The organism is Hydrogenophaga sp. IBVHS2 (genome assembly GCF_002127215.1).
In the GTDB taxonomy this organism is placed as follows: domain Bacteria; phylum Pseudomonadota; class Gammaproteobacteria; order Burkholderiales; family Burkholderiaceae_C; genus Hydrogenophaga.
Genome location: NZ_NFUT01000004.1, coordinates 306685 through 321596 on the forward strand (window position 1 = coordinate 306685; position 14912 = coordinate 321596).

Consider the following 14912-nt stretch of genomic DNA (forward strand, 5'->3'; position numbering starts at 1 on the left):
CTGTCCGTTTTTGAGATGGTTTATCGTCCGAGCATGCGTGAAAGCAGGCCTTTGCGAGCCTGACGGTCACTTGCGTGCGTCAGTATCACAGAAATATTGTCGCGTCCGCCCGCGTCGTTGGCGGCGTCCACGAGAGCGTGGCATTTTTCCTCCAGCGTCCCGGCGGTGACGAGCAGTGTGGCCATGCGCTCGTCGCTGACCATGTCGCTCAGGCCGTCGGAGCAGAAGAGGAACAGGTCCTCGTCCTCGACCCGGAATTCGTTGACCTCCAGCTGGACGCTGTCTTCCACACCCAGGGCGCGGGTCACCAGGTTCTTGTGGGTGGCGAACTGGGCCTGCTCCAGCGAGATCAGCCCGGCGTCGATCTGCTCCTGCAGCAGGGAATGGTCGCGAGTGATCTGCACGAATTCACCCTTGCGCAGGCGGTAGCAGCGCGAATCGCCCACGTGGCCGATCATGGCCCGACCGGCCACGAACACGCCCATTACCAGCGTGGTGCCCATGCCGGCGTAGCCCGCATGGGCGTTGGCGGCATTGAAGATCGACCGGTTGGCGTTGTCGACGCAGACCTCCATGGCCCGGCGCAGCTCGCGCGGGCTGGCCTCGAACCCGCCTTCGGTGATCCAGCGGCCCAGTTCGGTCTTGATGAAGCTGGTGGCCATGGCACTGGCCACTTCACCGGCGTTGTAGCCGCCCATGCCGTCGGCCAGGACGGCGATGTGGGACTCGGTGTCCAGGGCCACCGAGTCCTCGTTGTTGTCTCGCACCAGTCCGGTGTCGGTGAGACAGAAATACTCAAAGTTCATGATTGGTCGGCTTTATAACCGTATATCCGGTGGCCCCGAGACGGAAACAGACTGGGCGGTCGATACGGACGAGGGTAGGGTGATCTGGGTGGTCGGGAAGCCAGTGGGTGCGTCGTCATCGGGCAACCGGGCCGCGATGCGCCGCAGCTCGGCGGCCATCTGGGCGCCGGTCTGAAAGCGCTCGGCCGGGTGTTTGGCCATCGAGCTGGCCAGACACGCACCCAGTTCCATCGGCAGGTCGGGTCGCAGGCTGGTCAGTGCCGACGGGGGCTCATTGGCGATGCGGAACATGAGCGCCGCCAGGGAGTCGGCCTGGAAGGGCAGGCGTCCGGTGAGCAGCTGGAACAGCGTCACGCCCAGGGAATAGAGGTCGGCACGCCCGTCCACCCGCTGTCCGGCCAGCTGCTCCGGCGCCATGAAGCTCGGCGTCCCCAGGACGACCCCGGTCTTGGTCCGGCTGCTGTCGGTCACACGGGCAATGCCGAAGTCGGTGACCTTGACCGCTCCGGTGGCGGGGTCGACCATGATGTTGGCGGGCTTGATGTCGCGGTGCACCACGCCCAGGGCATGGGCATGGTCCAGCGCCAGGGCCACCTGCTCGCCGATTTCCAGCACCTGATGCGGTGGCAGCAGATCGTCTGCACGGGTATGGCGCGTGAGATCGTGACCGGACAGCAGCTCCATGGCGATGAAGGCGAGATCGTGCTCTTCGCCGGCGTCGAAGATGGTGACGATGTTCGGGTGCTGCAGCCGGCCGGCGGTTTCGGCCTCGCGGAAAAAGCGGTCACGCGCGTCCTGCAGCTCCTGCCCCTCGAACTCGGCCGACAACGCAAGCGTCTTGATGGCCACGGCCCGGCCGATCTTGGGATCGCGGCCCAGATAGACCACGCCCATTGCCCCCTTGCCCAGGGTCTTTTCCACCCGATAGCGGCCAAGCATCGGCTGCTCCACCCCGCCGTCACCCAGCACCAGCGTGCCGCCCGGATGGCCCGGGCCGCTGCCCAGCATGACGGTGGAGGCGAGCTGGCGGGCGCGTTCGACGCGGGCCTGGGTGTCGGTGTCGGTCGGGTCCAGCCGCAACAGGTGCTCGTACACCGCCACGGTCTTGTTGAACTGCCGCTTGCGCTCGAAATCCTGGGCCAGCAACCGCAGGTTGTCCGCCACGGCCTCGCTCAGGGGAACGCGCTGCAGGCGGTCGAAGGCCTGGTCAAGCTGCCCCTGGCTCTGCAGCTGCAACGCCATGAGCCGGTTGGTCTCGGCCGATTCCTGATCGGAACGGCGCTTGAGCGTTTCGGTGACCAGGAAGCGGCGCGTGGTCAGCGCCAGGTGACCCACCAGCAGCAGCACCAGAGGCAGCATGAGCTGCAGCCACCAGCCCGCCCGGGTCAGCGCGATCCAGCTGGCGGTGGCGAGCAGGACCGTGGCAGCCGCCGTGACGGCCGCCGCCGGCCCAGCACGCAGGCGCGGCAGCACCAGCACCAGGTAGATCGCCACCAGCAGCACCACGCCGGTCTCGGCCAGTGCGGCCCACCCGGGACGGAAGAAATGGTGCCCCTGCAGCAGGCTGGACACGCTGTGGGCCACCAGCGTGACCGGCGCCGTGGCGCTGGATACCGGCGTCGGGAACGAGGTGCCGACCCCGGCCGCCGTGGCCCCGATGATCACGATCTTGCCGGCGTACTTGGTCGCGTTGATCCGGCCGCTCACCACGTCGTAGAAGGAGTCGGCGGCGAATGCGCCGCGACCGGCGACGGGCGGATAGAACTGCGGCAGCATGCGCCCGGACGCGTCGGTGGGCACCACCGCATTGCCCAGACGCACCCCCACGCCGGGCTCCTGCCCCCAATCCTGCGGCCCCAGGTTCAGGCTGTGTGCGGCCACCGCCAGTGCCAGGGATGGCACCGCAAAGCCGTCGTATTCGACCAGCAAGGGCTCGCGCCGCACCGCGCCGTCCGGATCGGGCTGCTGGTTGAGATGACCAATGCCGACCGCCGGCTCCCCGAAGATGGGCAGGGGCTGCAGGCTGGCGCTGGCCGGCAGGCCCATGCCCGTGGCATCCCCGAGCGTCCGGCGCTGGGCGTAGGCGGGCAGGGGCGAGTCCAGACGGCCGCGGGGGGCGCCGAGCTCGAACACCGAACCCAGCACCACGTTGCCGGCCTGGTCGATGCTGCGGGCCAGGCGGGCGTCGGAATCCAGCCGGGCCTCGGTCTGACCGATGAACGCCAGCAGCTGCTCGCGCGACACCGGGCCCAGATCATTGAAGGCCTCGGGCATGCTCGAGCGGCCTTCCAGCTGCTCGCGCAGGTCCCGCAGGGGCGCCAGCGCCCGCTCGTTCTGGGGTTCGACGAAGAACGCCGTGTGGGCGATGGTCTTGGCGCCGCCCGCCACCAGCTGGTCGACCAGCTCGGCGTGGACCTCCCGCGGCCAGGGCCAGCGTCCGATGTTGGCGATGCTCAGGTCGTCGATGGCGATCACCGCCACCTTGTCGCTCGGTTCCCGGCCGCTGCCGGTGCTGGCCAGGTCGTAGAGCCGCCGCTCCAGCCCCTGCACCATGTCGGTACCCAGGTACAGCAGCATGACCACCAGCAGCACCACTGCACCCACGATCATGTCGTGGCGAGGCAGACGCCGGCGGGGCTTGCGCGAAGGGTCGGGACGGGACGGCACGGGTCAGAGTCGGGCAGGGATCAGCGAACCGGGGGGACAGAGGAAGGTCCGGCGCACCTGACCACGCACGGCGGACCACCCGCCCACGCAGTTGCATTTTGTTTCAGGCTCAGGGTCCAGACAATCCTGACAGGCCACAGCGTCGTGCAAAACGGCACGGCGTGGGCCGTCGATCGGACTTTCCATGCAAAAAGGGCAACGTTTCCGTTGCCCTTTTTCCACTGTCGGAGCGCCCAGGGGCGGCCGATCAGAGCAGCGACTTGAGCAGGCGGCCCATCTCGGACGGGTTGCGCGTGACCTTGAAGCCGCACTCTTCCATGATGGCGAGCTTGGCGTCGGCGGTGTCGGCACCGCCGGAGATCAGCGCACCGGCGTGGCCCATGCGCTTGCCGGGAGGGGCGGTGACGCCGGCGATGAAGCCGACGATGGGCTTCTTCATGTTCGCCTTGCACCACAGGGCGGCTTCGGCCTCGTCGGGGCCGCCGATCTCGCCGATCATGATCACGGCGTCGGTGTCCGGATCGTCGTTGAAGGCCTTCATCACGTCGATGTGCTTGAGGCCGTTGATGGGGTCGCCACCGATGCCCACGGCGCTGGACTGGCCCAGGCCGATCTCGGTGAGCTGCGCCACGGCTTCATAGGTCAGCGTGCCCGAGCGGGACACCACACCGATGCGGCCCTTCTTGTGGATGTGACCGGGCATGATGCCGATCTTGATCTCGTCGGGGGTGATCAGGCCGGGGCAGTTGGGGCCCAGCAGCAGGGTGTTCTTGCCGCCGGCGGCTTCCTTGGCCTTCATGCGGTTGCGCACCTCCAGCATGTCGCGCACCGGGATGCCTTCGGTGATGCAGATGGCCAGGTCGAGGTCGGCCTCCACGGCTTCCCAGATGGCAGCGGCTGCGCCGGCGGGCGGCACATAGATCACCGACACGGTGGCGCCGGTCTGCTGAGCGGCTTCCTTGACGGTGGAGTAGATCGGGATGTTGAAGATCGACTCGCCGGCCTTCTTGGGGTTCACGCCGGCCACGAAGCAGTTCTTGCCGTTGGCGTATTCCTGGCACTTCTCGGTGTGGAACTGGCCCGTCTTGCCGGTGATGCCCTGGGTGATGACCTTGGTGTCTTTGTTGATGTAGATCGACATGTTGCTTCTCCGGGGCTTAGGCTTTGACGGCGGCAACCACTTTTTGAGCGGCTTCGGCCATGGTGTCGGCGCTGATGATGGGCAGGCCCGACTCGGCCAGCATCTTCTTGCCCAGCTCTTCGTTGGTGCCCTTCATGCGCACTACCAGCGGCACGCTCAGGTTCACGGCACGACAGGCCGTGATCACACCGGTGGCGATGGTGTCGCACTTCATGATGCCGCCGAAGATGTTGACCAGGATCGCCTTGACCTTGTCGTTCTTGAGCATGATCTTGAAGGCCTCGGTCACCTTCTCGGGGGTGGCACCGCCGCCCACGTCGAGGAAGTTGGCCGGCTCGGCGCCGAACAGCTTGATGGTGTCCATGGTGGCCATGGCCAGACCGGCGCCGTTGACCAGGCAGCCGATGTTGCCGTCCAGGCTGATGTAGGCGAGGTCGAACTTGGAGGCCTCGATCTCGGCCGGGTCTTCCTCGTCCAGGTCGCGCAGGGCCACGATCTCGGGGTGGCGGAACAGGGCGTTGGAGTCGAAGTTGAACTTGGCGTCCAGGGCGATGATGTTGCCCTTGCCGTCGCGGTTGAGGGGGTTGATCTCCACCAGCGAGGCGTCGGTGTCCATGTAGCACTTGTAGAGCTTCTGGCAGACATCGATGAACTGGGCCTTGGAGTCGGCGGGCATGCCCACGCCGGCTGCCAGCTCGTCACCCTGGGCAGCGGTCAGGCCGGTGGCGGGATCGACGAACACCTTGACGATCTTCTCGGGCGTGGCGTGGGCCACTTCCTCGATGTCCATGCCGCCTTCGCTGGAGGCAATAAAGGCCACCTTCTGGGTGCCGCGATCGGTCACCACGGACAGGTAGTACTCCTTCTGGATGTCGGCGCCGTCCTCGATGTAGAGGCGGCGGACCTTCTGGCCTTCCGGGCCGGTCTGGTGCGTCTTGAGCTGCATGCCCAGGATCTGGCCGGCCAGTTCCTTGACCTGCTCGATGCTCTTGGCCACCTTGACGCCACCCCCCTTGCCACGGCCGCCGGCGTGGATCTGGGCCTTGACCACCCAGACCGGGCCGCCGAGTTTCTGGGCGGCTTCCACCGCTTCCTGCACCGTGAAGGCCGGGATGCCACGCGGCACCGGCACACCGAACTGGCGCAGGATGTCCTTGCCCTGGTATTCGTGAATCTTCATGAGTTCTCTCTCAAGGATGGGTCAGATGTCCGGCGCGGCGAGGGTGGCCGGGGACGGGGCTCGGGTGAGCAACCGGGGACTGTATCATGGTGCGTTGCACCAAACCGGGTCGCGTTCCCGGCCGTAATTATGGCCACGCGCCTGAAACCCAACTGACATGGAGCGCGACATGGCCCAGGTTTTCATCGACGGCGAAGCCGGCACCACCGGACTGCAGATCCGCGAACGGCTGCAGGGCATGAGCGGGGTGGAGCTGGTCAGCATCGACCCGGCCCGTCGCAAGGACCCGGACGCCAAGCGTGAGCTCATGGCCGGGGTCGACCTGGTGATCCTGTGCCTGCACGACGACGCAGCCATCGAGTCGGTGGCCATGATCGACAGCCTGCCGGGACGCAAGCCACGCATCATCGACGCCTCCACCGCCCACCGCTGCGCGCCGGGCTGGGTCTATGGCTTCCCCGAGCTCGCGGCGGGCCAGCGCGAGGCGGTGCAGCAGGCCGACCGGGTGGCCAACCCGGGCTGCTACGCCACCGGTGCCATCGCGCTGCTGCGCCCCCTGGTGCAGGCCGGACTGATCCCGGCCGACTTCCCGCTCGCCCTGCCCTCGGTCAGCGGCTACTCGGGCGGCGGACGCACCATGATCGAAGCCTATGAGGCCGGTCAGGCCCCGTTGTTCGAAGCCTATGCGCTGGGCCTGTCGCACAAGCACCTGCCCGAGATCCTGCGCTACACCGGCCTGACCCGACGGCCCATCTTCATTCCGGCGGTGGGCAATTTCCGCCAGGGCATGCTGGTGCAGCTGCCGCTGCACCTGGACGACCTGCCCGGCCGCCCGAAGGCCGCCGACCTGCACGACGCACTGGCCCGTCACTACGCCGACAGCGCAGCTGCTGGTGGCTGGGTGCAGGTGCTGCCGGCGACCGAGAACGGCAAGCTCGATGCCACCGCGCTGAACGACACCAACCGGCTGGAACTGCGGGTGTTTGCCAACGAGGCCCACCGGCACGCGGTGCTGATCGCCCGGCTGGACAACCTGGGCAAGGGCGCCAGCGGAGCGGCCGTGCAGAACCTGCAGCTGATGCTGGGGCTGTGATCAGTCGTCGTCGGCGCCGCTGACCACGCGGCGGATGGTCTCGGTGCCGAAACCGCGCGAGGCCAGGAAACGCATCTGCTTCGCCCGCCCGGCGGCATCGGGCGCTGCCTCGCCAAACTTCCGGCGCCAGACCTCACGCGCACGATCCACCTCGGTGTGGCGCAAGGCCTCGACGGCCGCCGCCATGGCCTCGGGGCTCACGCCCTTGGCCTGCAGCTCCTGCTTCACCCGGCCCGTGCCCAGGCGGGCGGCGCGCCGGTGCACCACCGACTCCACCACCCGCTGCTCGCTGATGAAGCCCTTGGCCTCCAGTTCGTCGAGCACCCGGGCCAGTTCGCCGGGCTCGGTTTCGTGCGCGGCGAGCTTGCGCTGCAGTTCGGGTCGCGAATGCTCGCGGCCGGCCAGCAGGCGCAGGGCCCGGCCCTTGAGCGAGAGCGTCTGGAAACCCACCGGGCGATCGTGGAAGGCTTACTCCGCGACTTCCGCGTCGGCCTTGGCGTCGGCCTTGGCGTCGGCCTTGGCCTTGGACTTGCGGGCAGCCGGCGCGGCCGGCTCCTCCGCGCCACCGTCCACCGGCAGCAGCGGCACGCCGAGTTCGGTACGGACCTTGTTCTCGATCTCCACCCGCAGGTCGGGGTTCTCGCGCAGGAACTCGCGGGCGTTGTCGCGGCCCTGGCCGATCTTCTCGCCGTTGTAGGCGTACCAGGCTCCCGACTTCTCGATCACGCGGTTGAGCACGCCGAGGTCGAGGATCTCGCCCTCGCGGCTGATGCCTTCGCCGAACAGGATGTCGAACTCGGCCGTCTTGAAGGGCGGGCTGACCTTGTTCTTGACCACCTTGACCTTGGTCTCGTTGCCGATGGCCTCTTCGCCCTTCTTGATGGTGCCGGTGCGGCGGATGTCCAGGCGCACCGAGGCATAGAACTTGAGCGCGTTGCCGCCGGTGGTGGTTTCGGGGCTGCCGAACATCACGCCGATCTTCATGCGGATCTGGTTGATGAAGATCACCGTGCAATTGGTCTTCTTGATGGTGGCGGTGAGCTTGCGCAGCGCCTGGCTCATGAGGCGGGCCTGCAGGCCGGGCAGCTGGTCGCCCATTTCACCCTCGATCTCGGCCTTGGGCGTGAGCGCGGCCACCGAGTCGACGACCACCAGATCGACCGCGCCGGATCGCACCAGGGAGTCGACGATTTCCAGCGCCTGCTCGCCGGTGTCGGGCTGGGAGATGAGCAGGTCGGGCAGGTTGACACCCAGCTTCTGGGCGTACTGCACGTCCAGCGCGTGTTCGGCGTCCACGAAGGCGCAGGTGCCGGCGAGCTTCTGCATCTCGGCAATCACCTGCAGGGTGAGCGTGGTCTTGCCGGAGGATTCCGGACCGTAGATCTCGATGACCCGGCCGCGCGGCAGGCCGCCGACACCCAGCGCGATGTCCAGGCCCAGCGAGCCGGTGGACACGACCTGGATGTCCTCGATGGCCTCGCCTTCGCCCAGCCGCATGATGGTGCCCTTGCCGAACTGCTTTTCGATCTGGGCGAGGGCTGCCTGCAGGGCCTTGGCCTTTTCGGCATTCAGGGGGTTGTTGGCTTTCATTCCGGTGTCCATGCGAGGCTCCTGGTGGGTGGGGTTGCATCCAGCACTGGATGGGTGAACAGGAGTGTAGCGGCGAATACTTTTCCAAATCATGATTTTTTGGTCAGTTTGCCTTACCATTCGCGGCCATGGATCTGCACCCCCCGCCCACCGGGCCCGACGACCGCTGGCGCGGTGGGCATCTGGGCCGCCTGCTGGGCGAGGCCATGCGCCGCTTCGATGCCCGGGTGCTGCAGCTCATGGCCAGCGACGGCGAGGTGCCGCTGGCGCTGGCCCATCTGGCCGAGCGCGACCAGGTGGGCGCAGCGCATGTGCACATCACCCGGCACCTGTCGCTGCGCGGCTCGCGCCTGACCGATCTGGCCGCCCACGCCGGCATGAGCAAGCAGGCGATGGGGGATCTGGTGACGCAGTGCGAGGCCTGGGGCCTGGTGCGGCGGGAGCCCGACCCGCTGGACCGGCGCGCACGGCGCATCGTGTTCACGGCGGCGGGGCTGCTGTGGCTGGATGCCTTCCGGCGGGCGGTGGCGCAGACCGAAGCAGAGTTCAGAAGCCAGGTCGGCCCCGACGTGGCGACCGTCGTGAGCCTGGGGCTGGAAGCCTACGCACGCACCTGACACCCCGGGGGGCACCCTAGAATCGAACCCAAAAGCCAGGAGACAGGCATGCGGATACTGATTGCGGAAGACGACCAGGTGCTGGCGGACGGGCTGCTGCGCAGCCTGCGCGCCGCCGGTGCGGCGGTGGACCATGTGGCCAGCGGCGCCGAGGCCGACGCGGCGCTCATGACCAACAACGAGTTCGACCTGCTCATCCTCGATCTGGGTCTGCCCCGCCTGCACGGGCTGGAGGTGCTCAAGCGGCTGCGCTCGCGCGGCTCGCAGCTGCCGGTGCTGATCCTCACGGCCGCCGACAGCATCGAGGAACGCGTCAAGGGCCTGGACTACGGCGCCGACGACTACATGGCCAAGCCGTTCAGCCTGCAGGAACTCGAAGCCCGTGTGCGGGCCCTGACCCGGCGCGGCATGGGCGGCACCACCAACACCATCCGCCACGGCCCGCTGGAATACGACCAGGCCGGCCGCGTGGCCACCATCGACGGCAAGATGGTCGAACTCTCGGCCCGCGAGCTGGGGCTGCTGGAGGTGCTGCTGCAGCGGGCCGGCCGCCTGGTCAGCAAGGACCAGCTGGTCGAGCGCCTGTGCGAATGGGGCGAAGAGGTGAGCAACAACGCCATCGAGGTCTACATCCACCGGCTGCGCAAGAAGATCGAGAAGGGCCCGATCCGCATCGCCACCGTGCGCGGTCTGGGCTACTGCCTTGAAAAAATCCCCGGCTGATCCGGAGCGGGCCGTCTCGGTCGGCTTCGGTCTGTTCCAGCGCGAGCAGCGCAGCCTGTTCGGCGAGATCCTGGACTGGATGCTCACGCCACTGCTGCTGCTGTGGCCCCTGTCGCTGGCGCTCACCTGGTTCGTGGCCCAGGGCATTGCCAGCAAGCCCTTCGACCGGGCCCTCGAATTCAACCTGCAGGCCCTGACCCAGCTGGTGGTCAACAACGACGGCCGCGTGATGTTCGTGCTCAACAACCAGGCGCGTGACCTGCTGCGGGCCGACGACAGCGATCTGGTGTACTACCAGGTCGTGGATGCCCGGGGCAGGCTGGTCAGCGGCGAGGGGGATTTCCCGCCCCCGCAGGACGATCCCGCCCCCGGACCGGGCCGCGTGCTGCTGCGCGACGACGTGGTGCGTGGCGACGAGGTGCGTGTGGCCTACACCTGGCTGGACCGCAACGACACGGCCGGGCCGGTGCTGATGCAGGTGGCCGAGACCAAGGGCAAGCGCTCCACCCTGGCCAACGAGATCATCAAGGGCGTGATGGTCCCCCAGTTCGTGATCCTGCCGCTGGCGGTGCTGCTGGTGTGGCTGGCGCTGGTGCGCGGCATACGGCCGCTGTCGGAGCTGGAGCAGCGCATCCGCGCGCGCCGGCCCGACGATCTCAGCCCGATCGAGGAATCCTTCATTCCGCAGGAGGTGGCGCCGCTGGTGTCGTCCATCAACGACCTGCTCACCCGCCTGAAGGCCTCGCTCACCACCCAGCGCCGCTTCCTGGCCGATGCGGCGCACCAGCTCAAGACGCCGCTGGCCGGCCTGCGCATGCAGGCCGAACTGGCCCAGCGCGAGACCGACCCGCGCGAGCTGCGCGGCTCGCTGCAGCAGATCTCGCGCTCCAGCGCGCGCGCCACCCACACCGTCAACCAGCTGCTGGCGCTGGCGCGGGCCGAATCCACCGGGCGCGCCCTGCCCAGCGCGCGCATCGATCTGGCGCGGCTGGTGCAGACGGTGGTGCAGGACTCGGTGCCCCGGGCCCTGGAAGCGGACATCGACCTGGGCTACGAGGGCCCGGACGACATGCCGCCCGAACTGCACCCCATGGGCAACCCGGTGCTGCTGCAGGAGATGGTGCGCAACCTGGTGGACAACGCGCTGGCCTACTGCGGGCGTGGCGGCGTGGTGACCGCCCGGGTGCTGGCCGACCGCTTCAGCGGCGTGCAGGTGCTGCAGGTGGAGGACAACGGGCCGGGCGTGCCCGAGAACGAGCGCGATCTGGTCATGCAGCCGTTCTACCGGGCCCTGGGCACCAATGTGGACGGCTCAGGCCTGGGCCTGGCCATCGTGCAGGAGATCGCCCAGCAGCACGGCGCCACGGTGCACATGGAAGACAGCCACCCCGAGCGCGCCCAGCGCGGCCTGCGGGTGTCGGTGAAGTTCCCGCCGAAGGCCGACGAGACTCAGGCCGGCTTGTAGACGTTGAGCTGCAGCCGCTCGCGTTCGATGGCACGGGCCACCGCCGGCAGGGCGGCAAAGCGCTGGGCCAGGTCCCAGGTGGCGGGCAGGGTGGTGGGATCGATGCCGGCATAGCCGCCCCAGCGCAGCAGGGTCAGGGCATAGGCATCGAGCACACCGGGCTGGGCACCGGCCAGCCAGGGCGAGGCGGCCTGGGCCAGAGTCTCGATCTCCTGCAGCAGCCCCTGGTAGGCCACCGCGGCGTGCTCGCGCACCGCTTTCTGGGCTGCTTCGTCGGCGGTGAACTTCTGCGGCATGAACACATGGGTGAAGGTGGGGTGCACCGTGTTGTTCATCCACATGAGGGTCTGCAGCGCGCGGGTGCGCGCCATGCCGCCGGCCGGCAGCAGACCGGCCGAGGGGAACAGGCTGTCGATGTGCAGGGCGATGGCGGGGATCTGGGTGACCACGTCGCTGCCGTCCACCAGCACCGGCACCTGGCCGCGCGGGTTGAGGGCCAGGTACTCGGGCGCGCGCTGCTCGCCCTTGTGCAGCTTGACCAGCATCGGTTCGAACGTGGCACCGGCCAGCTCCAGGGCGGCGTGGGGCACGAAGGAACAGGCGCCCGGGGCGTAAAACAGTTTGAGGCTCATGGCTTGTCTCCGTTGAAGCTCATTCCAGGTGCTGACCAACCAGGCCAGCGATCTCGAACATGGTCACCGCGTCCTTGCCGAACACCGGGCGCAGCTTGGCATCGGCATTGATGCGGCGCTTGTCGGCGGCGTCCTGCAGGCCGTTGGCCTTGATGTAGTCCCACAGCTTCTTGACCACCTCGGGGCGCGACACCGGGCCTTCGCCGATGACGGCCGCCAGGGCGGCGCTGGGCTGCTTGCCGGTGGCAGCCGTGGTCTTGCGCGGTGCCTTGGGTGCGGCGGCCTTCTTTGCGGCAGGGGCCTTCTTGGCAGCCGCCGCCTTCTTGACGGGTGCTGCCTTGGCGGCCGGGCGTGCGGCGGTCTTGCGCGGCGGGTACTTGCTCTCGCGCTGCTCGAACTCGAAGTTCACCTTGCCGGCCTCCTTGTCCCAGGCCAGGAAGGCCTTGAAGGCACGCCGCGTGCGCATCGACACGAACTTGTCCAGCAGGTCGGTCTTGCCGGTGGCCAGCAGCTTGCTCATCTGCTCGCGCGCCACCGGCTGCTGCAGGATCACCTTGCCGCTCTTGAAGTCGCAGCTCGGGGTGGGCTGCTGCGCCGTGGGCACGGCGCGTTCGCACACATAGTTGGCTCCATGCTCGTGCACCGCGCCGCCGCACTTGGGGCAGGCGCCGAGCGACTCGCTGGCGGTGAACTCGACCAGCTCGCCGGTCTCTTCCTCGCGCTTGTCGTCGCCGAAGTCGAATTCCAGCTTCCAGTTGCGGTCGTCCTCGCTGAACTTGAGCACCATCTCGGCCACGAAGGGCCAGCCCGCCTTGGAACGGAAGCCTTCCAGCGGGCCGATGTGGCGGTCGCGCACGAAGGCTTCGGCCTCGTCGATCTCGAAGGTGCGGCCGGCCGGCGACTTGGTGAACGAGAAGCCGCAGCCTTCGCTGTTGCCATCGGCACCGGTGCAGGCATAACGGCGGTAGTTTTCCTTCACCACGCCACCGCAGTTCGGACACGGCGACTGCAGCGTGGCGTAGTTGCCCGGCACGGTGTCGCGGTCGTATTCCTTGGCCTTCTTCACCAGGCGTTCGGTCATGGCGGCGATGTCGGCCATGAAGGATTCGCGGCTGAGCTGGCCCTGCTCCATCTGGGCCAGCTTGTATTCCCATTCGCCGGTGAGCTCCGGACGCGAGAGTTCTTCCACCTCCAGGCCGCGCAGCAGCGTCATGAGCTGGAAGGCCTTGGCGGTGGGGATGATCTCGCGCCCCTCGCGCAGCATGTACTTCTCGGTCAGCAGACCTTCGATGATGGCGGCACGCGTGGCCGGGGTGCCCAGGCCCTTCTCCTGCATGGCCTCGCGCAGCTCGTCGTCGTCCACCAGCTTGCCGGCACCCTCCATGGCGCCGAGCAGCGTGGCTTCGCTGTAGCGGGCCGGCGGCCGGGTCTTGAGGCCCTTGGCCTCGACCGACTCGGTGCGCACCGTCTCGCCCTCGCGCACCGGCACCAGGTTCTGGCCCTTGTCGCCGTCCTTGGCATCGGCCACGTCCTCGGCGGCTTCCTTGCCGTAGACCGCCATCCAGCCCGGCTTGACCAGCACCTTGCCCTCGGTCTTGAAGTGGTGGTTGAGCACCTGGCTGATGCGGGTGGTCACCATGAACTCGGCACTGGGGAAGAACACCGCCAGGAAGCGGCGCACCACCAGGTCGTAGAGCTTCTGCTCGGCGTCCGACAGGCCGCTGGGCGCCTGCAGCGTGGGAATGATGGCGAAGTGATCCGAGACCTTGCTGTTGTCGAAGATGCGCTTGCTGGGGCGGATGTAGCCGTTGTTGAGCGCGGTCAGGGCAAACGGCGCGAGGTGCTTCATGCCGCTGTCGGCCAGCATCTCGAAGGTCTGCTTGACGGTGGGCAGGTAGTCCTCGGGCAGGGCGCGCGAATCGGTACGCGGGTAGGTCAGGGCCTTGTGGCGCTCGTACAGGCTCTGGGCCAGCTGCAGCGTGGTCTTGGCCGAGAAGCCGAAGCGGCCGTTGGCCTCGCGCTGCAGGCTGGTCAGGTCGTAGAGCAGGCCGCTGGCCTGGGTGGTGGGCTTGCGCTCCTCGGTCACGCTGGCGGCCTTGCCGCGCACGGCCTCCACGATGGCCAGGGCTTCGCGGTGGTCCCACAGGCGATCGGCCCGCTGGTCGGGGTCGGCATCGTCACCGGCGGGCTTCCTGAAGTTCGGGTCGAACCACTTGCCCGGGTACTCGCCGGCCTCGGCCAGGAAGCTGGCGTGGATCTCCCAGTAGTCGCGGGCCCTGTGGGCGCGGATCTTTTCTTCGCGCTCGACCACGATGGACAGCGTGGGCGTCTGCACCCGGCCCACCGTGGTGAGAAAGAAGCCCCCGTCGCGCGAATTGAAGGCGGTCATGGCCCGGGTGCCGTTGATGCCGACCAGCCAGTCGGCCTCGGAACGGCTGCGGGCCGCATCGGCCAGCCCGCGCATCTGGGCGTCGCTGCGCAGCTGCTCGAAGCCTTCGCGGATGGCCGCCGGCGTCATGGACTGCAGCCACAGGCGCTGCACCGGCTTGCCCAGGCCCTGGTACTGGCCGTTCTTCAGGCCGCCGGCGTACTGCTCGATCAGGCGGAAGATCAGCTCGCCCTCGCGGCCCGCGTCGCAGGCGTTGATGAGGGTGCCCACATCCTTGCGCTTGGCCAGCTTCACCACCGCGTTCAGGCGCGACTTGGCCTTGTCGATCGGCTTGAGCTCGAAATACGGCGGCAGCACCGGCAGGTGGGCAAAGCTCCACTTGCCGCGCTTGACGTCGAACTGCTCGGGCGCAGCGATCTCCACCAGGTGGCCCACGGCCGAGGTCACGACGTACTGCTCGTTCTCGAAGTGGTCCTCGTGCTTGTCGAACTTGCCGGCCACCGGCGTGAGCGCACGCACGATGTCCTGCGCCACCGACGGCTTCTCGGCAATGACCAGTGTCTTGGTCGAACCAGGGGTTTTCATCTCTACAATCCGGCTTTCCGCGCG

The 14912-nt window shown here is 68.0% G+C and carries 12 protein-coding genes; 4 read left to right on the forward strand and 8 right to left on the reverse strand.

The window, feature by feature from the left end; translation table 11 throughout:
• Window positions 1–20: 20 nt before the first annotated feature.
• From CAP38_RS12210 to sucC, 4 genes are all read right to left on the reverse strand, one after another.
• Window positions 21–806 (reverse strand): Stp1/IreP family PP2C-type Ser/Thr phosphatase, encoded by a 786-nt coding sequence (locus CAP38_RS12210; RefSeq protein WP_086121673.1) that lies wholly within the window; start codon window positions 804–806, stop codon window positions 21–23.
• A gap of 12 nt (window positions 807–818) precedes the next feature.
• Window positions 819–3473 carry a CHASE2 domain-containing serine/threonine-protein kinase gene (locus CAP38_RS12215; RefSeq protein WP_218776579.1) on the reverse strand — a complete coding sequence of 885 codons (2655 nt, stop codon included), beginning with the start codon at window positions 3471–3473 and terminating at the stop codon, window positions 819–821.
• 247 nt (window positions 3474–3720) lie between these two features.
• Complete coding sequence (sucD, locus tag CAP38_RS12220) at window positions 3721–4614, reverse strand: succinate--CoA ligase subunit alpha (RefSeq protein WP_086121675.1); 894 nt, start codon at window positions 4612–4614, stop codon at window positions 3721–3723.
• A gap of 16 nt (window positions 4615–4630) precedes the next feature.
• The gene (gene sucC / locus CAP38_RS12225) at window positions 4631–5794 is read right to left on the reverse strand and encodes an ADP-forming succinate--CoA ligase subunit beta (RefSeq protein ID WP_086121676.1); all 1164 of its coding nucleotides are present in this window, start codon (window positions 5792–5794) and stop codon (window positions 4631–4633) included.
• 169 nt (window positions 5795–5963) lie between these two features.
• On the opposite strand from sucC, the gene argC reads away from it, so the two are divergent.
• Window positions 5964–6887, forward strand: coding sequence for an N-acetyl-gamma-glutamyl-phosphate reductase (gene argC / locus CAP38_RS12230; RefSeq protein WP_086121728.1), 924 nt, complete (start codon window positions 5964–5966; stop codon window positions 6885–6887).
• Here argC and recX read toward each other — a convergent pair whose 3' ends face one another.
• Both recX and recA read right to left on the reverse strand, forming a co-directional pair.
• Window positions 6888–7337: a recombination regulator RecX gene (gene recX / locus CAP38_RS12235; protein WP_086121677.1), complete on the reverse strand. Its 450-nt coding sequence runs from the start codon at window positions 7335–7337 to the stop codon at window positions 6888–6890.
• A gap of 18 nt (window positions 7338–7355) precedes the next feature.
• Window positions 7356–8477 (reverse strand): recombinase RecA, encoded by a 1122-nt coding sequence (gene recA / locus CAP38_RS12240; protein WP_086121678.1) that lies wholly within the window; start codon window positions 8475–8477, stop codon window positions 7356–7358.
• Window positions 8478–8605: 128 nt separating this feature from the next.
• Here recA and CAP38_RS12245 point away from each other — a divergent pair, with 128 nt between their 5' ends.
• The 3 genes from CAP38_RS12245 (at window position 8606) to CAP38_RS12255 (ending at window position 11282) form a co-directional block, all read left to right on the forward strand.
• Entirely contained in the window at window positions 8606–9094 is a 489-nt protein-coding gene (locus tag CAP38_RS12245; protein ID WP_086121679.1) for a MarR family winged helix-turn-helix transcriptional regulator, read from the forward strand.
• A 48-nt stretch (window positions 9095–9142) separates the two neighbouring features.
• On the forward strand, window positions 9143–9817 hold the full coding sequence (locus CAP38_RS12250; RefSeq protein ID WP_086121680.1) for a response regulator transcription factor: 675 nt from the start codon (window positions 9143–9145) through the stop codon (window positions 9815–9817).
• A gap of 79 nt (window positions 9818–9896) precedes the next feature.
• A complete protein-coding gene (locus CAP38_RS12255) occupies window positions 9897–11282 on the forward strand; it encodes a sensor histidine kinase (RefSeq protein WP_086121729.1) in 1386 nt (461 codons plus the stop codon).
• Here CAP38_RS12255 and CAP38_RS12260 read toward each other — a convergent pair.
• Together CAP38_RS12260 and CAP38_RS12265 are read right to left on the reverse strand one after the other, a co-directional pair.
• Window positions 11267–11914 (reverse strand): glutathione S-transferase family protein, encoded by a 648-nt coding sequence (locus CAP38_RS12260; RefSeq protein WP_086121681.1) that lies wholly within the window; start codon window positions 11912–11914, stop codon window positions 11267–11269. The two genes, CAP38_RS12255 and CAP38_RS12260, sit on opposite strands and share 16 nt — an antisense overlap.
• A gap of 19 nt (window positions 11915–11933) precedes the next feature.
• Window positions 11934–14888 carry a DNA topoisomerase III gene (locus CAP38_RS12265; RefSeq protein WP_086121682.1) on the reverse strand — a complete coding sequence of 985 codons (2955 nt, stop codon included), beginning with the start codon at window positions 14886–14888 and terminating at the stop codon, window positions 11934–11936.
• Between the last annotated feature and the right edge of the window lie 24 nt (window positions 14889–14912).